Source organism: Nocardia canadensis, from assembly GCF_032656385.1.
Lineage (GTDB): Bacteria > Actinomycetota > Actinomycetes > Mycobacteriales > Mycobacteriaceae > Nocardia > Nocardia canadensis.
Window position 1 is genome coordinate 1,898,121 of the sequence record NZ_JAVCWB010000008.1, and the last position, 24,480, is coordinate 1,922,600.

At 70.1% G+C, this 24,480-nt stretch carries 26 protein-coding genes; 6 read left to right on the forward strand and 20 right to left on the reverse strand.

Features of this window, described 5'->3' with window-relative positions; translation table 11 throughout:
• Nucleotides 1-95: 95 nt before the first annotated feature.
• Nucleotides 96-884 (forward strand): META domain-containing protein, encoded by a 789-nt coding sequence (locus Q7X29_RS22640; RefSeq protein ID WP_255587655.1) that lies wholly within the window; start codon nucleotides 96-98, stop codon nucleotides 882-884.
• Nucleotides 885-946: 62 nt separating this feature from the next.
• Here the strand turns inward: Q7X29_RS22640 and tpiA are convergent, their stop codons facing one another.
• The 7 genes from tpiA to uvrC all read right to left on the reverse strand — a co-directional run bounded on the left by tpiA (nucleotide 947) and on the right by uvrC (nucleotide 9,257).
• Nucleotides 947-1,732 carry a triose-phosphate isomerase gene (gene tpiA, locus Q7X29_RS22645; RefSeq protein ID WP_255587656.1) on the reverse strand — a complete coding sequence of 262 codons (786 nt, stop codon included), beginning with the start codon at nucleotides 1,730-1,732 and terminating at the stop codon, nucleotides 947-949.
• A gap of 3 nt (nucleotides 1,733-1,735) precedes the next feature.
• The gene (locus Q7X29_RS22650; protein ID WP_316575305.1) at nucleotides 1,736-2,950 is read right to left on the reverse strand and encodes a phosphoglycerate kinase; all 1,215 of its coding nucleotides are present in this window, start codon (nucleotides 2,948-2,950) and stop codon (nucleotides 1,736-1,738) included.
• A gap of 5 nt (nucleotides 2,951-2,955) precedes the next feature.
• The gene (gene gap / locus Q7X29_RS22655) at nucleotides 2,956-3,972 is read right to left on the reverse strand and encodes a type I glyceraldehyde-3-phosphate dehydrogenase (protein WP_218718252.1); all 1,017 of its coding nucleotides are present in this window, start codon (nucleotides 3,970-3,972) and stop codon (nucleotides 2,956-2,958) included.
• Between the two features lie 203 nt (nucleotides 3,973-4,175).
• Complete coding sequence (gene whiA / locus Q7X29_RS22660; protein ID WP_019047780.1) at nucleotides 4,176-5,159, reverse strand: DNA-binding protein WhiA; 984 nt, start codon at nucleotides 5,157-5,159, stop codon at nucleotides 4,176-4,178.
• On the reverse strand, nucleotides 5,150-6,196 hold the full coding sequence (locus tag Q7X29_RS22665) for a gluconeogenesis factor YvcK family protein (protein WP_218718253.1): 1,047 nt from the start codon (nucleotides 6,194-6,196) through the stop codon (nucleotides 5,150-5,152). The genes whiA and Q7X29_RS22665 overlap by 10 nt, the downstream gene beginning before the upstream one ends.
• The gene (gene rapZ, locus Q7X29_RS22670; protein WP_255587660.1) at nucleotides 6,193-7,149 is read right to left on the reverse strand and encodes an RNase adapter RapZ; all 957 of its coding nucleotides are present in this window, start codon (nucleotides 7,147-7,149) and stop codon (nucleotides 6,193-6,195) included. Before rapZ ends, Q7X29_RS22665 begins: the two co-directional genes overlap by 4 nt.
• Before the next feature lie 119 nt (nucleotides 7,150-7,268).
• Nucleotides 7,269-9,257: an excinuclease ABC subunit UvrC gene (uvrC, locus tag Q7X29_RS22675; protein WP_218718254.1), complete on the reverse strand. Its 1,989-nt coding sequence runs from the start codon at nucleotides 9,255-9,257 to the stop codon at nucleotides 7,269-7,271.
• Between the two features lie 123 nt (nucleotides 9,258-9,380).
• Here uvrC and Q7X29_RS22680 point away from each other — a divergent pair, with 123 nt between their 5' ends.
• Complete coding sequence (locus tag Q7X29_RS22680; RefSeq protein ID WP_218718255.1) at nucleotides 9,381-9,794, forward strand: hypothetical protein; 414 nt, start codon at nucleotides 9,381-9,383, stop codon at nucleotides 9,792-9,794.
• 57 nt (nucleotides 9,795-9,851) lie between these two features.
• On the opposite strand, the gene Q7X29_RS22685 is transcribed toward Q7X29_RS22680, so the two are convergent.
• Entirely contained in the window at nucleotides 9,852-10,556 is a 705-nt protein-coding gene (locus Q7X29_RS22685) for an HAD family hydrolase (protein WP_218718256.1), read from the reverse strand.
• Between the two features lie 124 nt (nucleotides 10,557-10,680).
• Between Q7X29_RS22685 and Q7X29_RS22690 the strand changes: the two genes are divergently transcribed.
• Nucleotides 10,681-12,627 carry a gamma-glutamyltransferase family protein gene (locus Q7X29_RS22690; RefSeq protein ID WP_316575306.1) on the forward strand — a complete coding sequence of 649 codons (1,947 nt, stop codon included), beginning with the start codon at nucleotides 10,681-10,683 and terminating at the stop codon, nucleotides 12,625-12,627.
• Here Q7X29_RS22690 and Q7X29_RS22695 read toward each other — a convergent pair.
• From Q7X29_RS22695 to Q7X29_RS22715, 5 genes are all read right to left on the reverse strand, one after another.
• Nucleotides 12,624-13,109, reverse strand: a complete 486-nt coding sequence (locus Q7X29_RS22695; RefSeq protein ID WP_316575307.1) for a GNAT family N-acetyltransferase — start codon at nucleotides 13,107-13,109, stop codon at nucleotides 12,624-12,626. The genes Q7X29_RS22690 and Q7X29_RS22695 overlap by 4 nt on opposite strands.
• Nucleotides 13,110-13,167: 58 nt before the next feature.
• Nucleotides 13,168-13,665 (reverse strand): PH domain-containing protein, encoded by a 498-nt coding sequence (locus tag Q7X29_RS22700; protein ID WP_394358715.1) that lies wholly within the window; start codon nucleotides 13,663-13,665, stop codon nucleotides 13,168-13,170.
• An 11-nt stretch (nucleotides 13,666-13,676) separates the two neighbouring features.
• Complete coding sequence (gene ribH, locus Q7X29_RS22705; protein ID WP_218718260.1) at nucleotides 13,677-14,153, reverse strand: 6,7-dimethyl-8-ribityllumazine synthase; 477 nt, start codon at nucleotides 14,151-14,153, stop codon at nucleotides 13,677-13,679.
• Between the two features lie 31 nt (nucleotides 14,154-14,184).
• Entirely contained in the window at nucleotides 14,185-15,429 is a 1,245-nt protein-coding gene (locus Q7X29_RS22710) for a bifunctional 3,4-dihydroxy-2-butanone-4-phosphate synthase/GTP cyclohydrolase II (protein WP_218718261.1), read from the reverse strand.
• A 126-nt stretch (nucleotides 15,430-15,555) separates the two neighbouring features.
• Nucleotides 15,556-16,179, reverse strand: coding sequence for a riboflavin synthase (locus Q7X29_RS22715; protein ID WP_218718262.1), 624 nt, complete (start codon nucleotides 16,177-16,179; stop codon nucleotides 15,556-15,558).
• A gap of 542 nt (nucleotides 16,180-16,721) precedes the next feature.
• On the opposite strand from Q7X29_RS22715, the gene Q7X29_RS22720 reads away from it, so the two are divergent.
• Nucleotides 16,722-17,192, forward strand: coding sequence for a hypothetical protein (locus Q7X29_RS22720; RefSeq protein WP_308248466.1), 471 nt, complete (start codon nucleotides 16,722-16,724; stop codon nucleotides 17,190-17,192).
• 13 nt (nucleotides 17,193-17,205) lie between these two features.
• On the opposite strand, the gene rpe is transcribed toward Q7X29_RS22720, so the two are convergent.
• The gene (gene rpe, locus Q7X29_RS22725; protein WP_218718275.1) at nucleotides 17,206-17,859 is read right to left on the reverse strand and encodes a ribulose-phosphate 3-epimerase; all 654 of its coding nucleotides are present in this window, start codon (nucleotides 17,857-17,859) and stop codon (nucleotides 17,206-17,208) included.
• Between the two features lie 98 nt (nucleotides 17,860-17,957).
• Between rpe and Q7X29_RS22730 the strand changes: the two genes are divergently transcribed.
• Nucleotides 17,958-18,380 (forward strand): ATP-binding protein, encoded by a 423-nt coding sequence (locus tag Q7X29_RS22730; protein WP_218718264.1) that lies wholly within the window; start codon nucleotides 17,958-17,960, stop codon nucleotides 18,378-18,380.
• Entirely contained in the window at nucleotides 18,380-19,255 is an 876-nt protein-coding gene (locus Q7X29_RS22735; protein WP_218718265.1) for an RNA polymerase sigma factor SigF, read from the forward strand. Before Q7X29_RS22730 ends, Q7X29_RS22735 begins: the two co-directional genes overlap by 1 nt.
• Before the next feature lies 1 nt (nucleotide 19,256).
• Here the strand turns inward: Q7X29_RS22735 and Q7X29_RS22740 are convergent, their stop codons facing one another.
• The 6 genes from Q7X29_RS22740 to Q7X29_RS22765 all read right to left on the reverse strand — a co-directional run bounded on the left by Q7X29_RS22740 (nucleotide 19,257) and on the right by Q7X29_RS22765 (nucleotide 24,463).
• Complete coding sequence (locus Q7X29_RS22740) at nucleotides 19,257-19,631, reverse strand: MmcQ/YjbR family DNA-binding protein (protein ID WP_218718266.1); 375 nt, start codon at nucleotides 19,629-19,631, stop codon at nucleotides 19,257-19,259.
• A 158-nt stretch (nucleotides 19,632-19,789) separates the two neighbouring features.
• Nucleotides 19,790-21,154, reverse strand: coding sequence for an RsmB/NOP family class I SAM-dependent RNA methyltransferase (locus Q7X29_RS22745; protein WP_218718267.1), 1,365 nt, complete (start codon nucleotides 21,152-21,154; stop codon nucleotides 19,790-19,792).
• 170 nt (nucleotides 21,155-21,324) lie between these two features.
• The gene (locus Q7X29_RS22750) at nucleotides 21,325-21,588 is read right to left on the reverse strand and encodes a hypothetical protein (protein WP_218718268.1); all 264 of its coding nucleotides are present in this window, start codon (nucleotides 21,586-21,588) and stop codon (nucleotides 21,325-21,327) included.
• Nucleotides 21,589-21,906: 318 nt separating this feature from the next.
• Nucleotides 21,907-22,830: a methionyl-tRNA formyltransferase gene (gene fmt, locus Q7X29_RS22755; protein ID WP_316575308.1), complete on the reverse strand. Its 924-nt coding sequence runs from the start codon at nucleotides 22,828-22,830 to the stop codon at nucleotides 21,907-21,909.
• Nucleotides 22,830-23,369: a peptide deformylase gene (gene def / locus Q7X29_RS22760; RefSeq protein WP_218715832.1), complete on the reverse strand. Its 540-nt coding sequence runs from the start codon at nucleotides 23,367-23,369 to the stop codon at nucleotides 22,830-22,832. The genes fmt and def overlap by 1 nt, the downstream gene beginning before the upstream one ends.
• Nucleotides 23,370-23,446: 77 nt before the next feature.
• Nucleotides 23,447-24,463, reverse strand: coding sequence for an esterase/lipase family protein (locus Q7X29_RS22765; protein WP_374104811.1), 1,017 nt, complete (start codon nucleotides 24,461-24,463; stop codon nucleotides 23,447-23,449).
• Between the last annotated feature and the right edge of the window lie 17 nt (nucleotides 24,464-24,480).

A 24,480-nucleotide genomic window follows, 5' to 3' on the forward strand; every position in this document is an offset into this window, starting at 1 on the left:
CCCTGGCGAACGACCGGGAACGGGTGCGCAACGGTGCGCGACCCGGTGCGGTCGGACGACGGATTCGCCGCACCCCGAGACGTACGATGGGCGACATGTCGGCAACACTGATCCGTCTCGCCGCGCTCTGTGTGCTCGCCACCGCCGCGGCCACGGCCTGTTCGTCCGCCGAGGAGCCGAAGGCACCCGACGACACGGCCACCCCGATGGGACACACGTATATCTCCACCGAGGTGGACGGCGACACGATCCCCGGCGGCGGCCCGATGACGCTGACCTTCGCCGACGGCCGTATCTCGGCGAACTCCGGCTGCAACACCAGCAGCGGCACCGTCGACCTGAGCGACCACGTCCTGCGCACGTCCCCGCTGGCGGGCACCATGATGGCGTGCGCCGGCGAGCGCGGCCGCGCCGACGCCTGGCAGAACACTTTCCTGGAGTCCGCCCCCACCTGGCGCCTCGACGGCGACAAACTGACACTGACCGGCACGTCGGTCACCGTCCATCTCACCGACAAGAAGATCGTCACCCCGGACAAGCCGCTGACCGGCACCACCTGGGTGGTCACCACGCTGATCACGCCGCAGGGACAGGTCCGCTCCACCACCCTCGACGAAGTGAGCCCGAACCTGACGATCGGCGAGGGCGGCACCGTCAACGGCATGGCCGGCTGCAACCGGATGACCGGCACGGCCGGCGTCGGCCCCGGCGACGCGGTGAACTTCGCGATCGCCACCACCAAGATGATGTGCGCGCCGGAGGTCATGGAGGTGGAGAGCAGCGTGCTGCGCGCCCTCGACGGCCGCACGACCGCCACCATCGACGGCGACACCCTCACCCTGCGCAACGACAACGGCAACGGCCTGGTCCTGCACGCGCAGTAGCGGCGAACGACACAGGGCCGGAAACCTCGTCGGTTTCCGGCCCTGTGCGTGGCTCTACCCGATCAGGGCAGCGGCCCACCCGCGGCGATCGCCGACAGGGTGGCGAACTCGTCCGCCTTGAGCGAAGCGCCGCCGACCAGCGCGCCGTCGATGTCGGCCTGACCGACCAGCTCGCCGACGTTCTTGGCGTTGACCGAACCGCCGTAGAGCACGCGGACACCCGCGGCGACCTCCGGCGAGGCCAACTCGGCCAGTTCGGCCCGGATCGCGCCACAGACTTCCTGCGCGTCCGCCGCCGAGGCGACCTTGCCCGTACCGATCGCCCAGACCGGCTCGTAGGCGATGACGACCTGCGAGATCTGCTCGGCCGTCAGGCCTTTCAGCGAACCGCGCAGCTGCTCGAGGTTGTACTCGACGTGCGTGCCCGCCTCGCGGATGCCCAGACCCTCACCGATACAGACGATCGGGGTGATCTCGTTCTTCAGCGCCTGCTTGGCCTTGGCCAGCACGGTCGCGTCGTCCTCGTTGTGGTACTGACGACGCTCCGAGTGCCCGACCACCACGAAGGTGCAACCCAGCTTGGCCAGCATCGACCCGCTGATCTCACCGGTGTAGGCGCCCGAGTCGTGCACCGACACGTCCTGCGCGCCGTAGGTGAGCAGGAGCTTGTCGCCCTCGACCACCGACTGCACACTGCGCAGGTCGGTGAACGGCGGGATCACCGACACGTCGACCTTGGCGAAGTACTTCTCCGGCAGCGCGAAGGCCACCTTCTGCACCAGCGCGATGGCCTCGAGGTGGTTGAGGTTCATCTTCCAGTTGCCCGCGATGAGCGGCTTACGTGCCATCGCTCAGCCCTCCAGCACCGAAATACCGGGCAGCTCTTTGCCTTCCAGATATTCCAGGGACGCGCCACCACCGGTGGAGATGTGCGAGAAGCCGTCGTCGGGCAGGCCGAGCGTGCGCACGGCGGCCGCCGAGTCGCCGCCGCCCACCACGGTGAACGCGCCCTTGCCGGTCGCGGTCACGATGGCCTCGGCCACCCCGCGGGTGCCCGCGGCGAACTTCTCGAACTCGAACACGCCCATCGGGCCGTTCCAGAACACCGTCTTCGCCTCGGTCAGCAGCGCGGCGAACCGGGCCACCGACTCGGGGCCGATGTCCAGGCCCATCCAGCCGTCGGGGATCTCGGTCGAGGCGACGGTCTTCGCATCGGCGTCGGCGGCGAACTTGTCGGCCGCGACGATGTCGACCGGCAGGTGCAGCACGTCGCCGAAGCGCTCGAGCAGATCCTTGCAGGTGTCGATCATCTCTTCCTGCAGCAGCGAGGTGCCCACCGAAAGGCCCTGTGCGGCAAGGAAGGTGAAGCACATGCCGCCGCCGATCACCAGGGTGTCGACCTTGGGGGCCAGCGCCTCGATGACCGCGAGCTTGTCGGAGACCTTGGAGCCGCCGAGCACCACGGCGTAGGGACGAGCCGGGTCCTGGGTGAGCTTCTGCAGCACCTCGACCTCGGCCGCCACCAGCGTGCCCGCGTAGTGCGGCAGCTGCTGGGCGACGTCGTAGACCGAGGCCTGCTTGCGGTGCACCACACCGAAACCGTCGGAGACGAACGCGCCGTCGTCGCCGACCAGCTCGACATAGGCGGCCGCCAGCTTCGCCCGCTCGGCGTCGTCCTTGCTGGTCTCGCGCGCGTCGAAACGCACGTTCTCCAGCAGCAGCACGTCGCCGTCGGTGAGGCCTTCCGAACGCGAGAGCGCGTCGTAGCCCACCACGTCACCGGCCAGCTGGACGTTGCGGCCCAGCAGCTCCGCCAGCTTCACGGCCACGGGGGCCAGCGAGTACTTGGCGTCCGGCTCGCCCTTGGGGCGGCCCAGGTGGGCCATGACGACCACCTTGGCGCCGGCCTCCACCAGCGCCTGGATGGTCGGCACCGAGGCGATGATGCGGCCCGGGTCGGTGATCTGTCCGTTGTCGTCGAGGGGGACGTTCAGGTCGGAGCGCACGAGCACGCCCCGGCCCTCGACACCCTCGGCCAGGAGATCCTGCAGTGTCTGAACAGTCATCGCGGTCAGAGCGACTTGCCGACGAGACCGATGAGGTCGGCGAGGCGGTTGGAGTAGCCCCACTCGTTGTCGTACCAGGACACGACCTTGACCTCGTTGCCGATGACCTTGGTCAGCGGGGCGTCGTAGATCGAGGAGTGCGGGTCGGTGACGATGTCGCTGGACACGATCGGGTCCACGTTGTACTTCAGGATGCCCTGCAGCGGGCCCTCGGCGGCAGCCTTCATCGCGGCGTTGATCTCGTCGATGGTGGCCGGCTTCGCCAGGGTCGCGGTCAGGTCGGTGACCGAGCCCGTCGGGACCGGAACGCGAAGCGCGTAGCCGTCGAGCTTGCCCTGCAGCTCGGGAAGCACCAGGCCGATGGCCTTGGCCGCGCCGGTGCCGGTGGGCACGATGTTCAGGGCCGCGGCGCGGGCGCGACGCAGGTCCTTGTGCGGCGCGTCCTGCAGGTTCTGGTCCTGGGTGTACGCGTGGATGGTGGTCATCAGGCCCTGTACGATGCCGAACTCGTCGTTGAGGACCTTGGCGATGGGGCCGAGGCAGTTGGTGGTGCACGAGGCGTTGGAGATGATGTTCTGGCTGCCGTCGTACTTGTCGTCGTTGACGCCCATCACGATGGTGATGTCCTCGCCGGAGGCCGGCGCGGAAATGATGACCTTCTTGGCGCCCGCGGACAGGTGGCCCTTGGCCTTGGCGGCGTCGGTGAAGATGCCGGTCGACTCCACGACGATGTCGACACCCAGGTCACCCCACGGCAGCGCCGACGGGCCCTCCTTGATGGCCAGCGCCTTGATGCGCTGCTCGCCCACGACGATCACGTCACCGTCGACGGAGACGTCCTGCGGCAGCCGACCCAGGATGGAGTCGTACTTCAGCAGCGTGGCGAGGGTGTTGATGTCGGTGAGGTCGTTGACCGCGACGATCTCGATATCGGTCTTGCCGACAGCCTTCAGCGCCTCCACCGCACGGAAGAAGTTACGTCCGATACGACCGAAGCCGTTGATACCTACCCGGACAGTCACGTTATCGCTCCTCAGCTTTCAAGCGGATTCATTCCGACGGGAACCACAGTAGTAGCCGACACCGGCTTCACGACAGCCACCTGCGATTTGTGAGGTTCCCGGCCCCCTGCCTGCGGGAACCACAGAATAGAGGGCAGAGCGGTCATGTATGACCGCTCTGCCCTAAACGTCGGATTCGCCACAGCGCACGGCGAATGCCCGGGTTACGCGTCGTCGAGCAGCTCCGCCGTCACCGCCGACTCGGTGTCGGGAATACCCAGGTCCTTGGCCCGCCGATCGGCCATCGACAGCAGGCGCCGGATCCGGCCCGCCACCGCGTCTTTCGTCATCGGCGGCTCGGCCAGCTGCCCCAGCTCCTCGAGCGAGGCCTGCCGGTGCTGGACCCGCAGCCTGCCCGCGGCGGCCAGATGGTCGGGCACGTCGTCGGCGAGGATCTCCAGCGCCCGCTCCACCCGCGCGGCCGCGGCGACGGCCGCCCGCGCCGACCGACGCAGGTTGGCGTCGTCGAAGTTGGCGAGCCGGTTCGCGGTCGCCCTGACCTCGCGGCGCATCCGGCGCTCTTCCCAGGTGAGCCTGGTGTCCTGCGCGCCCATCCGGGTGAGCAGGGCGCCGATCGCCTCGCCGTCGCGCACCACGACTCGGTCGGTGCCGCGCACCTCACGAGCCTTGGCGGTGATGCCGAGCCGACGAGCCGCACCGACCAGGGCCAGCGCGGCCTCCGGGCCGGGGCAGCTCACCTCGAGCGCCGAGGACCGGCCCGGCTCGGTCAGCGAGCCGTGCGCGAGAAACGCTCCGCGCCAGGCCGCTTCGGCGTCGCCGATACTGCCGCCCACCACCTGGGCGGGCAGGCCGCGAACCGGGCGTCCGCGCACGTCGAGCAAACCGGTCTGACGGGCCAGCGCCTCACCCTCCTTCGACACCCGCACCACGTAGCGGGAGGTCTTGCGCAACCCTCCCGCGCCGAGCACGTGCACGTCGGAGCCGTACCCGTAGAGCTCGAAGATCTCCCGGCGCAGTCGCCGCGCGATGGAACCCATGTCCACCTCGGCCTCGACGATCACCCGGCCCCCGACGATGTGCAGACCGCCCGCAAATCGCAGCAGGGCAGACAATTCCGCCTTGCGCGAGCTGACCTGCGACACCACGAGCCTGCTCAGCTCGTCCTTCACCTCGGCTGTCATCGCCACGAGACGCGCTCCTTTCCCACCGACCCGGAACGCACATCCGATCCCGTGTGCCGTCCCTCGACTCGAAGCCCTGCCAGTTGCGGCCGCGGCGCCCGGATCAGCTGATCCAGTGCGGCGGCAAGTTTTCCGGGATGATGCCGATCCGTTCCCGGCTCGGCGACATCGCAGAACGTTACCCGTGCGCGCAACTGTTCGGCGGCTCTTGCCACATGTTCCCGTTGCCGCCCCTCGGGCACCGACGCCGAGTCGACGAGCACCTCGTCGACCGCGAAATCCGGTGCGTGCTGGGACAATACATGCAGGTGACGTTCGGCGGAAAAGCCGGCCGTCTCGCCCGGCTCGGCGGCCAGGTTCAACACGAGCACCTTGCGTGCCCTGGTGTGTACCAGCGCGTCGTGCAGTTGCGGCACCAGCACATGCGGGATGACGCTGGTGAACCATGAACCCGGGCCCAGCACAACGACATCCGCGTGCTCGATGGCCGAGGTGGCCTCGGGGCTGGCAGGCGGATCGGACGGAATCAGCCGCACCCGCCGGACCTTACCCGGCGTGGTCGCCACCGCAACCTGGCCCCGCACACTGCGCCCGATCCGCGGATCCGATTCCAGGCCCGAGACTTCGGCCTCGATGTCGAGCGGAACCGGCGACATCGGCAGCACCCGGCCGGTGATCCGCAGCAGTCTGCCCACCTCGTCGAGTGCGGCCACCGGATCACCGAGGACATCGGTGAGGCCGGCCAGGATCAGATTGCCCACCGAATGGCCTGCCAGCGCGCCGGTGCCGCCGAAGCGGTGCTGCACCGTCGTCGTCCACACGCCGTCGGCGTCCTCGGACAGCGCGGCCAGCGCCATCCGCAGGTCGCCCGGCGGCAGCATGCCCAGTTCGCCGCGCAGCCTGCCCGAAGACCCGCCGTCGTCGGCCACCGTGACGACCGCGGTGATCCGCCTGGTCAGCCTGCGGACCGCCGTCAGGGTCGCGTAGAGCCCGTGTCCGCCGCCCAGCGCGACGACGGCTGGGTCGGCTTCCCATCCGCTCATTCGCGCCCCAGATCCCGGTGCACGACGCGGACGACGTCCACGGCCGCGTGCCCGGTATCGGCGCCGATGCGCTCACCGAGTGCCTCGGCGATCGCGACGCTGCGATGCTTGCCGCCGGTGCACCCCACTGCCACCGTCATGTATCGCTTCCCCTCTTGGCGGTATCCGGTCGTGGTCAGGTCGACGAGATGGTGGCAGGTCTGCAGGTAGTCCTGCGCACCCGGCCTCGACAACACGTAGTCGCTGACCACCGATTCCTGACCCGTGTGTTCCCGCAGTTCGGGAATCCAATGCGGGTTGGGCAGGAATCGAACATCCAACACCATGTCGGCGTCGAGTGGAACACCGTACTTGAACCCGAACGACTGCACGGTCAGTTGCAGCGCGGCGGGCGCGCCCGCGCCGTAGACCTCCTCCAGCTTGCGGTGCAGCTGGTGGATCGACAGCTCGGTGGTGTCGATGACGACATCGGCCGCCGCCTTGACCGCCGCGAGCCGGACCCGCTCGGCGGTCAGACCGGCCGAAAGGGTGCCGTCGGGGCTGTCGCTCTGTAGTGGATGCCTGCGCCGGGCGAAACCGAATCGCCGGATCAGCACGTCGTCGGAGGCCTCGAGGAACAGCACTCGTGTCCGGATGCCCGCCGAGCGCAGTTGCTCGGTGACACCGGAGAGGTCACCGGTGAAGAAACGGCTGCGCACGTCCATGACCAGCGCCAGACGCCGGATCGGTGGTTCGGCGGCGGCGCCCAGCTCGATCATCCGCCCGATCAGTTCGGGCGGCAGGTTGTCGGTGACGTACCAGCCGAGATCCTCCAATACGCGCGCGGCGGTGCCGCGGCCCGCGCCGGACAAGCCGGTCACGATGACCACTTCTACTGGTTGCTGTGTATCGGAGACCGCCCCGGCCTGTCCGGGTACCGCCCCCGCATTATTGTTCGATTCGACGCGTGTCATGTCCTACCGGATCCGTTTCTGGGTGCCTTTCGATCATCCCGCACCGGTTCGGGTATCGGGCGCAGACACACAACGTACGGCACTCGCAATGTTGCGTCCTGCGATCCGCCCCTCCTCGGCTACGGGCTGTTCAGCGCTTCCAGCACTGCTTTCGCCGTGGAGACCCCGATGCCGGGCACCGATGTGATCTCGTCGACAGTCGCGTCCTTGATCCGGGCGACCGAACCGAAGTGGGTGACCAGCGCGGTCCGCCTCGCCTCACCGAGTCCCTTCACCGAGTCCAGCGCCGAGGCCGTCATCCGGCGCGAGCGCTTGCTGCGGTGGAAGGTGATCGCGAAGCGGTGCGCCTCGTCGCGCACGCGTTGCAGCAGGTAGAGCGCCTCGCTGTTGCGCGGCATGATCACCGGGTCGGGTTCGCCCGGCACCCACACCTCTTCGAGGCGCTTGGCCAGGCCGATCACCGCGACATCGGTGATGCCGAGTTCGTCGAGCACCTCGGCGGCCGCGGCGACCTGCGGCGCGCCACCGTCGACGACGTAGAGGTTCGGCGGATAGGCGAAGCGGCGCGGCTTGCCGGTGGTCGGATCGACCCCGGGGCGCGAGGTCGGCTCGTCGGCGTCGTCGACCTCGACGTCGACGGCCTGCTGCCGGTCCTTGGCGAGCCGGGCGAAGCGGCGCCGGGTCACCTCGGCGATGCTGCCGACGTCATCGGAGCGGCCGTCGCCCGCCGCCTCCTTGATCGCGTAGTGCCGGTAGTCGGACTTGCGGGCCAGCCCGTCCTCGAAGACCACCAGCGAGGCGACGACATCGGTGCCCTGCACGTGACTGATGTCGACGCACTCGATCCGCAGGGGCGCGCTGTCGAGATCGAGGAAATCCTGGATATCTTGCAGCGCTTGGGATCTGGAGGTCAGATCGCCCGCGCGCTTGAGTTTGTGCTGGGCCAGCGCCTCGCCCGCGTTGCGCTGCACGGTCTCGGCCAGCGCCTTCTTGTCACCGCGCTGCGGCACGCGCAGCGAGACGGCCGAGCCGCGCAGCCTGCTCAGCCAGTCCTGGATCTCCTCGGCGTCGGCGGGCAGTTCGGGGACCAGCACCTCGCGCGGCACCACCACCACGTCGCCGTCGGCGTTCTGGTCGGCCAGCGCGGCCTGCTCGCCGTAGAACTGGGTGAGGAACTGCTCGACCAGCGCCGCGAGTTCGGTGCCGGACTCGGCGACATCGAGCGCGTCACCGGACTTGTCGACCACCCAGCCGCGCTGGCCGCGCACCCGCCCGTCGCGGACGTGGAAGATCTGGACGGCGGCTTCGAGTTCGTCGGTGGCGAAGGCGATCACGTCGGCGTCGGTGCCGCTGCCGAGGACCACGGCCTGCTTCTCCAGCGCGCGCCGCAGCGCCTGCACGTCGTCGCGCAGCCGGGCCGCGGTCTCGAAGTCCAGGTCGTCGGCGGCCTCGTGCATACGCCGTTCCAGCGCGCGCACCATCTTGTCGGTCTTGCCGGAGAGGAAGTCACAGAAGTCGTCGACGATCTGGCGGTGCTCGCCGGCGGTGACCCGACCGACGCACGGCGCCGAGCACTTGTCGATGTAGCCGAGCAGGCAGGGTCGTCCGATCTGGTTGTGCCGCTTGAAGACTCCGTTGGAACAGGTGCGCGCGGGGAACACGCGCAGCAGCAGGTCGAGGGTCTCGCGGATCGCCCAGGCGTGCGCGTAGGGACCGAAGTAGCGCACGCCCTTCTTGCGCGCGCCGCGGTAGACGAACAGCCGCGGATACTCCTCGTCGAGCGTCACCGCGAGCACCGGATAGGTCTTGTCGTCGCGGTAGCGGACGTTGAACCGCGGATCGAATTCCTTGATCCAGTTGTATTCGAGCTGCAGAGCCTCCACCTCGGTGGACACCACGGTCCACTCGACGCTCGCGGCCGTGGTCACCATCTGCCTGGTCCGCGGGTGCAGCGAGTACACGTCGGCGAAATAGGAGTTCAACCGGCTGCGCAGGCTCTTGGCCTTGCCGACGTAGACGACGCGGCCGTGCACGTCCCGGAACTTGTAGACACCGGGTTCGACGGGAATGGTGCCCGGCGCCGGCCGGTACGTCGCGGGATCTGCCACCCATCCAGCCTAGCGAGCGCGTCCGACAGAACGGCACCGCCGACCGCGCACCGGCGGTGGGCCGGCCGGGCGCACGCGCTGTGTAGCGTGGAGGCCCGGACTCCGTGCCGGAAAGGACCTTCGATGACCAACGCGCCCACCCTCCCCGCCGACGACCTGTTCGACGACGAGGCGACCCCGGCCGGGGTGATGCCGGGCAGCGTGCGCGGTGCCCGGTTGATCGCCTGCGTCGCGACGCTGGTCGGCATCGTGCTGATCGCGGTCACCGTCGCGCTCGGCACCCACGGTTCACTCGGCGTCCTGATCGCGGGCTACCTGCCGACGTTCGCGCTGGTCCCGTTGGCGGTGCTGTTCGGACGCGGTGGCGACCTCGTCAGAAAGGCCGCGATCGGCGTCGCCGGGCTGGCCGGGCTGGTCTCGTGCACCGGGATCCTCACCGGGCTCCCACCGGGTGCGGTCGGCATCGTCGCCAACGGCGCGATCGTCGCCCTGCTGCTGCGTCCCACGGCCTCGGCCTGGTTCACCCGCGAGCGCTGAGCGGACGCGCGCTCCCGGTGACCGTCGTACCGCGGTGGTTCGCCGGCCCCGCCCCGATCAGGTGGTCGCGGCGCCGTCGAGACCGATGCCGTGGGCACTGAGCGCCGCGATCAGGGCGCGCGGACGGTCAGCGGTCGGCAGTGGCTCGACGAGGGCGAACCGCGCGCCCAGCGCGGCGGCGCCGCCGTCGGCCTCGGCGCTGTCGCCGATCATCAGCACCCGTTCCGGGTCGACGCCGAGCCGGTCGGTGGCGTCGCGGAAGATCGCGGCGTTCGGCTTGATCGCGCCGACCTCGTAGGACAGCGTCATCGCGCCGACCAGTGCGTCCCAGCCGTGTTTCGCGAAGGCGGGGCGGATGTCGAAGGCGATATTGCTGACGATGCCGATCGGAATGCCCTGGGCGGACAGGGCTTCCAGCACGAGGCCGGTGTCGGGGTACGGGGTCCACGCCAGCGGGTCGATGAGGCGGTCGTACAGGCGCGTGGCCTGGGTGTCGGGGACACCGGAGCCGCGCAGCACCTCGAGGTAGGCGTGCCGGTGCAGGGCCGGGTCGAGATCGCGGTGGTCCCAGGCATGCTGACCCGCCGCGTCGAAGGTCATGAACTGCTCGACGGGGGCCGTCATCCGGCGCAGCACTTCGGCTTTCGCGGCGACGTCGAACGGGGTGCCGTCGTCGCCGATCAGCTCGTCGGCCCAGGTCCGATCGTCCTCCAGGCGGAAGACCGTGCCGGAGAAGTCGAACAGCACCGCGTCGATGTCCATGTCGCCAGGGTAGCGAGCCCGCGACCGGTCGCCGGGCGGAAACTGGTTCGTCAACCGAACATTCGCGTGCCCGTCACCGGGAAATAATCGGCCGGGCCGGGCCGCGCGGGGTTACGCTGCCAGGATGACGCCAAGGCGACAGACGTGGATCGGGGCCGCGGCGGCCGGACTTCTCACGGTGGGTCTGCTGACGGGCTGCTCGTCCGAGGACTCCGCGGCAGCCGAGTGCACGAGTACGCCGAACGGTACGCCCGTCTCGGCCGCTCCGGCGACGAACGCCCCGACCACGCAGAACCTCAGCACGAACCCGGAGATCGCGTCGGGCTACCGCTCGGGCATGACCGCGGTGCGCACCCGCACCTACGCGGTCTCCACCGCGAACCCGCTGGCCACCGAGGCCGCGTGCCGGGTACTGCGGGACGGCGGCACCGCTGCCGACGCGCTGGTCACCGCACAGGCGGTGCTCGGGCTGGTCGAGCCGCAGGCCTCCGGCATCGGCGGTGGCGCGTTCCTGGTGCACTACGACGCGAAGTCACGCACCGTCGAGGCCTACGACGGCCGCGAGACCGCGCCCGCCGCGGCCACCGAGAACTACCTGCGCTGGGTCAGCGACACCGACCGCACCGAACCGGCCCCGAACACCCGGGCCAGCGGACGCTCGATCGGAGTGCCCGGGGTGCTGCGGATGCTCGAACTCGCCCATCGCGACCACGGGCTGACCGCGTGGAAGGAACTGTTCGACCCGGCGATCAGCCTGGCCGACAGCGGTTTCGAGATCAGTCCCCGGCTGGCGGGCCAGATCGCCGAGTCGGCCAAGGACCTGGCCGCCGACGAGGACGCCCGCGGGTACTTCCTCGAGGCGGACGGCTCGCCGAAGAAGTCCGGCACCGTCCTGACCAACCCGGCCCTGGCCAAGACGCTGTCCGCGATCGCGGGCGACGGCGCGCAGGCGTTCTACAGCGGCGCCATCGCCCAGGACATCGTCGAGGCGGCGGGCAGCACCGCGGGCGGGCGCACGCCCAGCCTGCTGACCGCCGGCGATCTGGCCGGGTACCAGGCCAAGAAGCGCACCGCGCTGTGCACCGGCTACCGCAAGTTCGAGCTGTGCGGCATGCCCGCGCCGTCCTCGGGCGGCAGCACCGTCGCCGCCACGCTGGGCATCCTGGCCAACTTCGACATCCCGTCGTTGCGCCCCCAGGACCTCGACGCCGACGGCGGTCGGCCCGACGCGCAGGCCGTGCACCTGATCTCCGAGGCCGAGCGGCTCGCCTACGCCGACCGCAACAAGTACGTCGCCGACCCGGATTTCGTTCCACTGCCGGGCAATTCGGTGCTCTCGCTGGTGCATCCGCAGTACCTCAAGCAGCGGTCCACCTTGATCGACCCGCAGCGCAGTATGGGCACCGCGAAGCCGGGCGACCTCGGGCCGGTCCCGCTGGGCAACGGCCCGCAGCCGCCCGAGCACGGCACCAGCCACATCTCCGTCGTCGACAAGTACGGCAACGCCGCCGCCATGACCACCACGGTCGAGTCGGCGTTCGGTTCGTTCCACTTCGTCGACGGTTTCGTGCTCAACAACCAGCTCACCGATTTCGCCGCCGACCCGCTCGACCCGGACGGCACCCCGGTGGCCAACCGCCTGCAGCCCGGCAAGCGCCCGCGCAGTTCGATGGCGCCCACCCTGGTCTTCGACCGCGACGACGCGGGCAACCGCGGCGACCTCACCTTGGTCACCGGCTCCCCCGGCGGCTCGGTGATCATCCAGTTCGTGGTGAAGACCCTGATCAACACCCTGGACTGGGGCCTGGACCCCCAGCAGGCGGTCTCGGGCGTCTCCTTCGGCGCGGGCAACACCCCGGTCACCGGCATCGGCGGCGAACACCCCGCCATCGACGCCACCGACAACGGCGACCACGACCCCCTCGTCCAGCGCCTGCGCGCGATGGGCCACCAGGTCTCGGTAGCACCGCAATCGAGCGGCCTGAGCGCCCTGCAACGGGACGGCAAGGACGGCTGGATCGGCGGCGCCGACCCCCGCCGCGAAGGCGCCGTCCTCGGCGACACCCGCTAAGGCCGCGCCCCCATCGGATACAGCTCGACCTCGGCCACCCGCACCGGGTCGGTCACCCGGAAGCCGAACCGCTCGTAGAACGGCACGTTCGACGCCCGGGTCGCCACCAGGAACGCAGGCCCGGCGGCGCTGTCCATGCGCCGCCGGATCAGCTCGGCCGCGTGCCCACGACCCTGCCGATCCGGGCGGGTGCCGATGGTCGCGAGATACAGGTGCGGCTCGTGCGGCCGGGTGCCGTCGATACTGCGCAGCGCGGGCAGCGCCTTGGGCAGGCTCCGGCCGAGGGCACGCAGCAGCGTGATCCGCTTGGCGAGGGTCGACTCCACCCCGGGCGGCTCCCACATCGCGACGGCGGCGACGGAGCCGTCGTCGGCGTAGGCGAGGTCGACCGCGCCGTGCCGGCGACGAGAGGCGAGACGCGATTCCCACAGCAGCGGCAACGCTTTTCGGCGGCGTGCCGGGTCCGGCCAGACGTAGCTCATCAGTGGGTCGTCGGCGAAGGCGGCGGCCAGGACCTACGCGGGCGTCATGCCCGCGAGACTACCGAGCCGGGTCGGTGCCGGGTGCGGTGTACTTGGCGCCGAGTTCGCGGAGGCGTTCGATGGCGTCGGCGGCGTGGGACTTGTCGTTGGAGCGGATCGCGAGCATGGGGACGTAGTCGTCGTCGGCCAGTTCGAGGCGGGCCCAGGACTTGCGGTCGGGGAAGGACGCGCCACGGATGTAGGACCAGGGGTACTCGTGGTCACCGAGGATGTTGCGGACCGAGACGCCCGCGGCGCCCGCGCGCACCCGGGGACGGGTGAGCAGCAGGACCGCGGCCGCGCCCAGCACGCCGATCAGGATCATCGCGATCTGGTCGGCGAAGCGGAAATTCACACCGGTCGAGCCGGTGCGCAGCAGCAGACCGCCGAAGGTGAAGAAGACCAGGATGACGATCGCGACGACCACCGAGGTCCGGATCGCCCGGCGCGGACGGACCTCGAACTCCCAGGCCGACTCCGGTTCGGGGGCACCCGAACCGCGCCGCCAGGTCCGCACCACCGGCACGGTCACGCCGATCGCAGCGCGCGCAGGGTGAGCGCGGCGTCGAGGGCGGCGGCACAGGCCTGCTCGCCCTTGTCCTCTGCCGAACCGGGCAGCCCGGCGCGGTCGCGCGCCTGCTCCTCGTCGTTGGTGGTCAGCACACCGTTGGTGACGGGAGTGGCCGCGTCCAGCGACACCCGGGTCAGGCCCGCGGTCACCGCGTCACACACGTACTCGAAATGCGGTGTGCCACCACGGATCACCACGCCCAGCGCGACGACGGCGTCGTGCGTGCGGGCCAGTTCCTGGGCGACCACCGGCAGTTCCATCGCACCGGCGCAGCGCACCACGGTCACCTGCTCGACGCCGGCTTCCTTCGCGACCCGCTGCGCGTTGGCGACGAGGGTGTCGCAGATCTCGGTGTGCCAGCGCGAGGCGACGATGCCGAGCTTGAGGTCTTTGGCCTGGGCCAGCGCGAAGGACGGGACACCCGTGCCGCTCATCGTTGTCGCCTTTCGGGAGTGTGCGTGGTGATCACTGCGCGGTTTCGCCCAGATCCAGGTCGTCCAGGCCGATCAGGTCGTGGCCCATCCGATCCCGTTTGGTGCGCAGGTAGTGCAGGTTCTCGGCGTTGGCGCGCAGCGGCATCGGCACCCGCTCGGTGATCCGCAGGCCGTACCCGTCGAGCCCGACACGCTTGGCCGGGTTGTTGGTGAGCAGACGCATCGACCGGATGCCGAGGTCGACCAGGATCTGCGCCCCGGTGCCGTAGTCGCGCGCGTCGGCGGGCAGGCCCAGATCGAGGTTGGCGTCGACGGTGTCGCGGCCGGTGTCCTGCAGCTGATAGGCCTGCAGCTTGTGCATCAGGCCGATGCCGCGGCCCTCGTGCCCGCGCATGTAGAGCACGACACCGCGGCCCTCGGCGTCGACCATCTCCAGCGCCGCGTCCAGCTGCGGACCGCAGTCGCAGCGCAGCGAACCGAAGACGTCGCCGGTCAGGCACTCGGAGTGCACGCGCACCAGCACGTCCTCGCCGTCGGCGATGTCGCCGCGCACCAGCGCGACGTGCTCGGCCTCGTCGAAGATGCTCTGGTAACCGACCGCCTTGAAATCGCCGTGCGCGGTCGGGATCCGCGCCTCGGCCACCCGCACGACGTGCTTCTCGTGCTTACGCCGCCAGGCGATCATGTCGGCGATCGAGATCATCGCCAGGTCGTGTTCGTCGGCGAAGACCCGCAGCTCGTCGGTGCGGGCCATGTGGCCGTCGTCCTTCTGGCTGACGATCTCGCAGATCACGCCCGCCGGGCGCAGTCCGGCCATCCGGGCCAGATCGACCGCGGCCTCGGTGTGGCCGGGGCGACGCAGCACGCCGCCGTCCTTGGCGCGCAGCGGCACCACGTGACCCGGCCGGGTGAACTCGTCGGCCTTGGCCTGGGCGCTGGCCAGCAGCCGCATGGTGACCGCGCGGTCCGCGCCGGAGATGCCGGTGGTGATGCCCTCGCGCGCGTCGACCGAGACGGTGTAGGCCGTGCCGTGCTTGTCCTGGTTCATCGCGTAGGCGGGCGGCAGGCCGAGGCGGTCACAGTCGTCGCCGGTCAGCGGCACGCAGATGTAACCGGAGGTGTAGCGGATCATGAACGCGACCAGCTCCGGGGTGGCCTTCTCGGCCGCGAAGATGAGATCGCCCTCGTTCTCACGATCCTCGTCGTCCACGACGACGACAGCCTTACCGGCCGCGATATCGGCGACCGCGCGCTCGATGCTGTCCAACCTGGTCACGTCTGCTTGCTCCGTAATCTTGGCGGCCGGGGCCGCGTGTTTCTCGGCCTGCCGGCCTCGATTCGCATCGGATACCACATTACGACGTGCGATCGGTGGTTCCGATGACCGCATGCCGCCTGGTGGTCATCCGCGCTGGGCGAGTCGCTCCACGTACTTGGCGATCACATCGACCTCGAGATTCACCATGGTGCCGACCGGGGCGGTGCCCAGCACGGTCAGCGCCAGCGTGGTCGGGATCAGCGACACCTCGAACCAGTCGCGATTGCCGTCCGCGGCGGGCTCGTCGGCGATGCCGAGGCCCGAGACGGTGAGGGAGACACCGTCGACGGTGATCGAGCCCTTCTCCACCACATACCGCGCGATCGCGTCGGGCAGCGAGATCCGCACGACCTCCCAGTTCTCCGACGGGGTCCGCGAGAGGACGGTGCCGGTGCCGTCGACGTGGCCCTGCACGAGGTGACCGCCGAGGCGGCTGTCGAGCGCCGCGGCCCGCTCGAGGTTGACCCGGGAGCCGGCGACCAGCGCGCCGATGCTCGACCGGTTCAGTGTCTCGGCCATGACGTCCACGGTGAAGCTGTCGCCGTCGACCACGTCGACCACGGTCAGACAGACACCGTTGACGGCGATCGAATCACCGTGTCCGGCATCGGAAGTCACCAGCTTGCCGCGGATCGTCAACCGGGCGGCGTCGGCCAGCTGTTCGGTGGCGACGATCTCGCCCAGCTCTTCGACGATCCCTGTGAACATGCCTGCACTCCCTTGTCGCGTCATCCGTACCCGTTGGGCCCAACAGCAGGTGCGTGGCCGCTATTCCCGGCGGTACCCGCTCGCGCACAGCCTAGTGGCGGGGTCCGTGAGCCCCGACGGGTCGGGGTCGAATCAGACCTCGAGCATGATCACGTCCGGGAAAACGAGCGGCGGCGCATCGAACGGTCGGCAAACAGACATCGACATGACGCAACCCCACCGTTAATCATTCCGGCGGTAATCGTTCAATCGAATTTTCGGCGAACCGGTCCCGGCCATTCACTCCACGGCTCTAACCTGGCTTTTACCCCGGAATTCCGAACTCGAAACACGGTGATTCGAATGCTTGCGCCGCGGATGCCATTGACGCAATATTGTTACGTCACCGATTCTTGCCGTTCAACTGATGATCATGGGCAGGTCGGTGGCGCATCCGACCTGCGGCCAGGCCGCGGGGAGTTCGACCCAGGGATAGTCCACCACTCCAGGAAGTCAGACAACACTGTGGGTCACAACAGGTTCGAAAGATGTGGGGGTGCCGCGTGAGCACATTGGTCGATTCCACGCTGGAAATTCGTTGCGTCCGTTATCGGCGGGAACTCCACCTGCCCGCGACGATCGATCCGGACTCCCGTCGCATTCTGCTCCAGATCGGCGCGCATTACGGCGCGGTCACCATGCCGGGTGATCTCGGCGAGCGGGTGCAGGCCCGGTTGCGCGGCGCCGCGATCGCGGGCCCGGTGGTCGACCACCCACGGGCCAGGCGCTGGACGTTCCTGACCGGCCCGTGCCGCCCCGAGACCCTGACCGCCACCGCCTCCGCCGAGTTGTTCCGGCTCTACGCCACGGTCGCGTGCAACGGCAGCCAGATCGTGCTGCCCTCGCCCGACGACGAGCGCACCGGCTACCGCACCTGGGTGCAGGCTCCGGAGGCCGCCGACAACCGGCCCCCGCTGCACGCCGTGATCGACGCGGCGCGGGCGCTGGGCACCCGCAAACTCCGCTCCCTCTGACCGGATTCGCGCGCTACAGCCAAGCCGACGTCGCCATGCTGCGCAGGGTCTGCACGGCGGCGCCGGGATCGGCGGTGTTGTAGACGGCCGAGCCGGCGACGAAACAATCGATGCCGGCCGCGGCGGCCTGTTCGATGGTGTCGGTATTGATGCCGCCGTCGATTTCCACGACGAGCCGCAATTCGCCCGCGTCGACGAGATTGCGCACGATCCGCGCCTTCTCCAGCACGCCCGGGATGAACGACTGCCCGCCGAAGCCGGGTTCCACGCTCATCACGAGCAGGGTGTCGAATTCCTTGAGGATTTCCAGGTACGGCTCGATCGGGGTGTTCGGCTTGACCGAGAGCCCGGCCTTGGCGCCCGCGGCGCGGATGTCGCGGGCCACCGCGATCGGGTCGTCGGTCGCCTCCGCGTGGAAGGTGACGTTGTAGGCGCCCGCCTCGGCGTAGCCCGGCGCCCAGCGGCCCGGGTCGTCGATCATCAGGTGGCAGTCGAAGGGGATGTCGGTCGCCTTGAGCAGACTCTGCACGACGGGCAGGCCGAGTGTGAGGTTCGGCACGAAATGGCCGTCCATCACGTCGACGTGGAGCCAGTCGGATCCTTCGACAGCGGCGGCCTCGGCGGCCAAATTCGCGAAGTCCGCAGACAGGATGGACGGGGCGATCATCGGCGCGGCCGGGCGGGTGAACGTCGGTGTGGACACAGCGCGCAAGTGTAGCGACCAAATGGTGATTGCCCTGCCGGGATGTGGGTAGCCTCCATAGGGTGACCAATTTTTCGGCGGAACAAGGGCTGTTCAGCGCCCCGGTGGAGATTCGCGTAGCAGCATCACTGAACCAGCTGCCGATCCTGCGCGGGCTGGCCGAAACCCTGGTCCTACTCAGCGATTTCACCCTCGACGAGGTCGCCGACGTGCGCCTGGCCGTGGACGAGGTCTGCTCGACGCTCATCGCGATCGCCGCGCCCGATTCGGCGCTCACCTGCGAATTCGTCGTCGGTGACACCGAACTGCTGGTGCGCGTCGACGGGGTGGCCGCGACCGAGGGCATGCCCGACCAGCGCAGCTTCGGCTGGCATGTGCTGCGCACGCTCAGCGACGAGGTGACCGCCGATCAGGCGGGCTTCGACGCGGCCGTGTCCGGCTATCCGACGACGGTCCGATTCCGTCGGGTCCGGGGGAAGGCGTAGTGCACGGCGAAGACACCACCGAAGACCACAAGCCCGACCAGGAGACCCGCGCCGACACCGTCACCGAACCGGAGAACCCCGCCGAGGACACCGTCGACGACACCGAGACCGAGGAACCGGTCTCTGGATACGACGACGTCAGCGTCCTGTTCGAGCGGCTGGCGGCGACCACGCCCGGCAGCGTCGAGCACGCGGTGGCGCGTGACGCGCTGATCAACCGCTGCATCCCCCTGGCCGACCACATCGCCAGGAAGTTCAGCGGTCGCGGCGAACCGTTCGACGATCTGTCGCAGGTGGCGCGTGTCGGCCTGGTGCACGCGGTGGACCGGTTCGACCTCAGCCGCGGCTCGAACTTCCTGTCCTTCGCGGTGCCCACGATCATGGGTGAGGTCCGGCGCTACTTCCGCGACAACACCTGGGCGATGCGGGTCCCGCGCCGGGTCAAGGAGACCCACCTCCGGATCGGGGCCGCGGTCGACCAGCTGTCGCAACGGCTGGGCCGCTCCCCCACCGCGAAGGAGATCGCGGCCGAGCTCGAGGTCGACCCCGACGAGGTCACCCAGGCGGTCATCGCGGGCAACGCGTATCAGCCGACCTCGATCGATGCCGCGTCGGTCGGTCGCGACAGCGACGCGTCGCTGCTCGACACCCTGGGCGAGGAGGAATCGCAGTTCGACCGGGTCGAGGAGTACATCGCGGTTCGTCCGCTGCTGGCCGGGCTGCCCGAACGCGAGCGCCGCATCCTGACGATGCGCTTCTTCGAATCGATGACCCAGACCCAGATCGCCGCCCAGCTGGGAATCTCCCAGATGCACGTCTCGCGCATCCTCGCGAAAACCCTTGCCCGCCTGCGCGAATTGTCCGAACGGGACTGAGCTACCCGTCGCGCCGGGACAACGACGTCCCCGCCGCGCCCTGCCGTTCGCGCCGCATCCGGGCCGGCGCCCGCAGCCACCAGGCACTGTCGACGAGTTCGGCGAGCTGGTCGGGATCGACCGCCGTGAGATCGATCAGGATGAACGGATGCCCGTCGTAGTGCGGTGTCGTATAGAACGCCGGGTCGCCGGCGGCCAGCAGCGCTTCCTTCTCGGCCGGTTCACACAGCAGGGCCAGGCCGCCCTCGGCCTCGACGCGTAACCGCGCGAAGCCCTTGCCACCGACTTTCAGTCCCGGAGTGCGCCACCAGGTGCCTTCCTCGACACCCGGTAGCGCCGTCGCCACCGCGACCACCTGTTCCCATGTCATCGCCATGCACCGATTCTGCGCCGCCGCGGGGCGCGACGATTGGACGAATGTCGCGTGTCTGCCCGTCGCCGGGTCCAACTCCGACGAGGGCAGCGCGGCCCGCGGCGACGCAGCGCAGCGGGTACCTGGCGTGATGTCGACACCGCCGCGTCGGCGGCGCCGGGTCAGCCGAGCGGTTTGCGCAGGGCCGCGAGGAACATCGCGTCGGTGCCGTGGCGATGCGGCCACAACTGTGCCGACGGGCCGTCGCCCAGATCGGTGACACCGGGCAGGTACTCGCGGGTGTCGAGTTGCTCGGCGCCCGAGCGGCGGACGAAATCGCCGACGACGCCGACGGTTTCGGCCAGATGCGGCGAGCAGGTCGAGTACACGACCACCCCGCCGGGGCGCAGCAGGTCCCAGGCGGCGGCGAGCAGTTCGCGCTGCAGGGTGACCAGTTCCGGCACATCGGCCGGGGTGCGCCGCCAGCGCGCTTCCGGACGGCGGCGCAGCGCGCCGAGACCCGTGCACGGCGCATCGACGAGGATACGGTCGTAGCCTGGGGTCAGCCCGCTGTCGCGGCCGTCGGTGACATGCACGGTGACCGGCAGCCCACGGGTGGACTTGCGGACCAGTTCGGCCCGGTGCTCGGCCGGTTCGACGGCGTCGACGGTGAACAGGTCGATCGCGGCCAGCGCGCCCAGCAGGGCCGCCTTGCCACCCGGGCCCGCGCAGAGATCGAGCCAGCGGCCCTGATCCGGGCCGTCCAGGGGCGCCCTGGTCAGCGCGAGGGCGACCAGCTGACTGCCCTCGTCCTGGACGGCCGCGATGCCCTCGCGGACCGGCTCCAGCTGACCGGGGTCGCCGCCGTCGAGGTACACCGCGTACGGCGACCAGCGCCCCTCCTCGCCGCCGGTGACCAGCGCGAGTTCCTCGGCGGTGATCTCACCGGGCCGCGCGACCAGGTGCACGACCGGGCGCTCGTCGTCGGCGGCCAGCAGCGCGCCCAGCTCGCCCGCCCGCGCGCCGAGCGCGTCGGCGAAGGACTGGGCGATCCAGGTGGGATGGGCGTATTCGAAGGCGAGACCGCCGACGGGATCGGCGGGCGCCAGTTCGGCCACCCACTGCTCGACCGTCTTCTCCCCCGCCCGGCGCAGCACCGCGTTGACGAAACCGGCACGGCCCTGGCCGAATTCGGCGCGGGCCAGGTCGACGGAGGTGTCGACCGCGGCGTGCGCGCTCGTGCGGGTGCGCAGCAGCTGGTAGACGCCCAGGCGCAGGATGTCGAGGATCGGCCCGTCGATCTCGGCGACCGGGCGGCCGGCGCACGCCGCGATCACCGCGTCGAGCTGCCCCTGCGACCGGCTCGCACCGTAGGTGAGTTCGGTCGCGAACGCGGCATCGCGTCCGCTGATCTTGCGCTCGCGCAACAGCTTCGGCAGCACCAGGTTGGCGTAGGCATCGCGATCACGTACCGCGCGCAGCACATCGAGGGCCACTTCGCGCGCCGGATCGACGGGCTCGCCGCGCCGCTTGCGCGGACTCGGCACACTCGGATCCGGCCGATCCTCACGCCTGCGCTCGGTACCTCGCCCGGCCTGGCTACCGCCACGCTCACTCGCCGGCCGTTTGCCACCACGCGCGGCATCGCCGCCCGTGCGAGCACCACCGTCGCGCCCCGCGCCCCCACGAGAATCCCCGGCGCCACCGCGCGAATCCGTCACGCGCGCACCGCGATCCCCGGCAGGCCGACCGCCGGTCGCACCACCACGACCCTGCGGACCACCCGATCGGTCGTCCCGACCACGCCGATCGTCGGCGCGACCGCTCGCCCGTGTGCCGTCGCCACCGCGATCATCCGCAGACGCGCGCCGGTCGTCCCCACGACTCCGATCGCCACCGCGACCCCGGAGATCGCTCGCACGACCCCTCTCGCCGCCACCGCGCGAATCGTCCGCGCCACGCCGCCGGTCGCCCGCGCCACGAGCGCCCTCGTCGCTGCCGCTCGAGCCCCGGCCCCGCTCGTCCCGACGCCAGTCGCTCGCGCCACGCCCACTGGCACTCTCGCGCCGGTCGTCCGTACCGCCGTACCGCCGGTCGGCGGCCTCACCGCGAGCGTCCGCCCAGCGCGCACCGCCGGTGCGCTGCGGAGCTGCGCCGCCCGCGCGGACCGTCCCGCCGCCCTTGGCGGCACGCGCCGCCCAGCCGCCGTCGACGTCCTTGCCGGCGACCTTCTTCTCGTCCCGGGGCGTCGTGCCGCCGCGGGCGTCGGCTTCCCGGCGGCGCCGGCGATCGGAGGCGCTCATCCGATCACCTGACCCGGTGCCAGGCGCGCGCCGCGGGCCCAGTCGAGGGCGTTCATCATCTTCTTACCGGGTGGCTGGACCTGCCCGAGCCGGATCGCTGTGGTCGACGTACCGACGAAGACGCCGGACTTGCGCACCTCGATCTCGCTTTCGGGCAAGGTTTCCTCCACCATCTCGACCGGGCCCAGTTTGAGCCGCAGTCCGTTCATCTCGGTCCACGCGCCGGGCGCCGGGGTGACGGCCCTGATGCGGCGGTGGATGGCCAGTGCGGGCTCGTCGAACCGGATCCGGCCCGCTTCCACGGTCACCTTGGGCGCGTAGGACACGCCGTCGGTGGATTGCGGAATCGCTTGCAGCGTCCCGTCTTCCACTCCGTCGAGGGTCCGCTCCAGCAGGACCGCGCCGCCCTCGGCCAGCCGACCGAGCAGCTCGCCCGCGGTGTCGGTGACGTTGATCTTCTCGGTCATCACGCCGTACACCGGGCCGGTGTCGAGCCCGGCCTCGATGCGGAAGGTCGACGCGCCGGTCATGTCGTCACCGGCGTCGATCGCCGCCTGCACCGGTGCCGCGCCGCGCCAGGCGGGCAGCAGCGAGAAGTGCAGGTTGATCCAGCCGTGGACGGGAATATCGAGCACCTGCTGGGGCAGCAGCGCACCGTAGGCGACCACGGGGCAGCAGTCCGGCGCGAGCTCGGTCAGCGCGGCGACGAACTCGGGGTCGGCCGGCTTGCGGGGGGTGAGTACCGGAATGCCGTGCTCGTCGGCGAGCTGACCGACCGGCGAGCGCAGCAGCTTGCGACCGCGACCGGCGACGGCGTCGGGCCGGGTGACCACGGCGATCACCTCGTGCCGATCGCTGTCGATGAGCCGCCGCAGCGACGGCACCGCGGGTTCGGGGGTGCCTGCGAAGACGACGCGCATCAGCGGCCACCGCCGACACCGCTGGACTCACGCACGGTGACGCCGTTGCGGAACCAGTCGGATTCGCGGATGGTCCGCATCGCGTCCTTCCGGTCGCCGGGCTCGAGCTTGCTGACGAACAGCACGCCGTCGAGGTGATCGGTCTCGTGCTGCACACACCGCGCGAGCAGCCCCTCGGCCTCGAATTCGACCGGCGCACCGGCGCTGTCGACGCCGGAGACCTCGACCCGCAACGCCCGGCGCACGTCGTAACGCACGCCGGGGATCGACAGGCAGCCTTCCGGCCCGACCTGCTCCTCGTCGCCGATCGCCGACCACTGCGGGTTCACCACGTGGCCCGCGGCGTCGCCGGTGTCGTAGACGAACACCCGCAGCCCGACCCCGATCTGCGGCGCCGCCATCCCGACCCCGCCGTCGTCGTGCATGGTCTCGGTGAGATCGGCGATGAGCTGACCGAGTTCGGCACCGAACTCGGTGACCGCATCCGCACGGGAACGCAGAATCGGATCGCCGAACAGGCGAACGGGCTGAATGGTCACGCGGCGGCTCCCGGCTGGACGAAGTGCGGTCGTCCCATTCTAGTGACCGCGGCCGATGCTCCCGCCCGGCGTGGTCGTCAGGAGTTCCCGGCGATGATCACCTGGGGAATGCCGGTGCCGAGCGCGACCGGTGTGCACACGGGCGCCGGCGCGTGGGCCGGATCCAGCACCCGCAGCAGCAGCTGCTGCACGAACGGGTCGTAGACCATGTGGAAGTGTCCGGTCAGGTCGTCGGCGCACAGATCCTGCAGGACCAGGTTCTCCGCGCCCGGGCCGTGCAGGGCGATGTTGTCGAAGGGCTGGATCATCTCGTCCACGCGGCTGCCGACGGTGACGTAGCGGACGCCGGGCACGGTGTCGCCGCCCGCGTTGAGCTCGACCATGAGCGGCTCGCCCTGCGCCTGCTGGACCGCCGCCGTCGAGGTGACCTCGGCGAAGACGTCCATCATCCCGGGCACCGCCTGCCCCACCGGGACCAGGCCGTACATGACGCCGCCGTAGCTGGGCGAGGCGAGGCCGACCCAGGTGCCGACCTTCGCCGCCCCGCCGAGCTTGTTGACGTAGTAGCGGCTGACCGTGGCGCCCTGGGAGAAGCCGACCAGGTCGACCTTCGTGGTCCCGGTGACCGCCAGCACGTCGTCGACGAACGCGGCGAGCTGGGCGAAGCTGACCCGCATGTCCTCGGTGCCGTAGGTGTCGGCGCCCGGCGCGCCGCCGTAGTTGAGCGCGAACACGCACATGCCCGCGTCCACGAGCTGCGGACCGATACCCGCCCAATCGGAGTACGCGCTCGAGTCGGTACCGTGCACGAGCACCACCGGACGCGGATGGTCGGCGGTCGGCTTACAGCCGAAGTTGTTGACCCCCAACGGAACCGCGGTGGGATGCGTGTCGAGGTAGCGGGCGGCGGCGAGATGGTCGGTTTGCCGGGGACCCGGCTCGTTCGGCACCAGGGCGGGCCGGTATCCGGCCGGTTCGGCGGCGGCGGGCGAGGTCAGCGTCGCCGCGAACACCGCGGCCACGGCTAAGGCGATCGCGCCCGTTCGTCGCCTTTGTGCCGTTCCCCAAACCCACCTGCGCCGCGGCTGTTCCATATCCCAAAGAATTACAC

What these genes read in the sequence shown, in the direction of transcription:
- Q7X29_RS22650 (WP_316575305.1), bottom strand. Translation starts at nt 2,950, where the DNA reads ATGACTGTTCAGACACTGCAGGATCTCCTGGCCGAGGGTGTCGAGGGC.
- Q7X29_RS22695 (WP_316575307.1), bottom strand. Translation starts at nt 13,109, where the DNA reads ATGAGCTACGTCTGGCCGGACCCGGCACGCCGCCGAAAAGCGTTGCCG.
- Q7X29_RS22680 (WP_218718255.1), top strand. Translation starts at nt 9,381, where the DNA reads ATGACCAACGCGCCCACCCTCCCCGCCGACGACCTGTTCGACGACGAG.
- tpiA (WP_255587656.1), bottom strand. Translation starts at nt 1,732, where the DNA reads ATGGCACGTAAGCCGCTCATCGCGGGCAACTGGAAGATGAACCTCAAC.
- Q7X29_RS22690 (WP_316575306.1), top strand. Translation starts at nt 10,681, where the DNA reads ATGACGCCAAGGCGACAGACGTGGATCGGGGCCGCGGCGGCCGGACTT.
- Q7X29_RS22685 (WP_218718256.1), bottom strand. Translation starts at nt 10,556, where the DNA reads ATGGACATCGACGCGGTGCTGTTCGACTTCTCCGGCACGGTCTTCCGC.
- Q7X29_RS22740 (WP_218718266.1), bottom strand. Translation starts at nt 19,631, where the DNA reads ATGGCGATGACATGGGAACAGGTGGTCGCGGTGGCGACGGCGCTACCG.
- Q7X29_RS22765 (WP_374104811.1), bottom strand. Translation starts at nt 24,463, where the DNA reads ATGGAACAGCCGCGGCGCAGGTGGGTTTGGGGAACGGCACAAAGGCGA.
- Q7X29_RS22665 (WP_218718253.1), bottom strand. Translation starts at nt 6,196, where the DNA reads ATGAGCGGATGGGAAGCCGACCCAGCCGTCGTCGCGCTGGGCGGCGGA.
- rpe (WP_218718275.1), bottom strand. Translation starts at nt 17,859, where the DNA reads ATGATCGCCCCGTCCATCCTGTCTGCGGACTTCGCGAATTTGGCCGCC.
- rapZ (WP_255587660.1), bottom strand. Translation starts at nt 7,149, where the DNA reads ATGACACGCGTCGAATCGAACAATAATGCGGGGGCGGTACCCGGACAG.
- Q7X29_RS22640 (WP_255587655.1), top strand. Translation starts at nt 96, where the DNA reads ATGTCGGCAACACTGATCCGTCTCGCCGCGCTCTGTGTGCTCGCCACC.
- ribH (WP_218718260.1), bottom strand. Translation starts at nt 14,153, where the DNA reads ATGAGCGGCACGGGTGTCCCGTCCTTCGCGCTGGCCCAGGCCAAAGAC.
- Q7X29_RS22715 (WP_218718262.1), bottom strand. Translation starts at nt 16,179, where the DNA reads ATGTTCACAGGGATCGTCGAAGAGCTGGGCGAGATCGTCGCCACCGAA.
- fmt (WP_316575308.1), bottom strand. Translation starts at nt 22,830, where the DNA reads ATGCGCGTCGTCTTCGCAGGCACCCCCGAACCCGCGGTGCCGTCGCTG.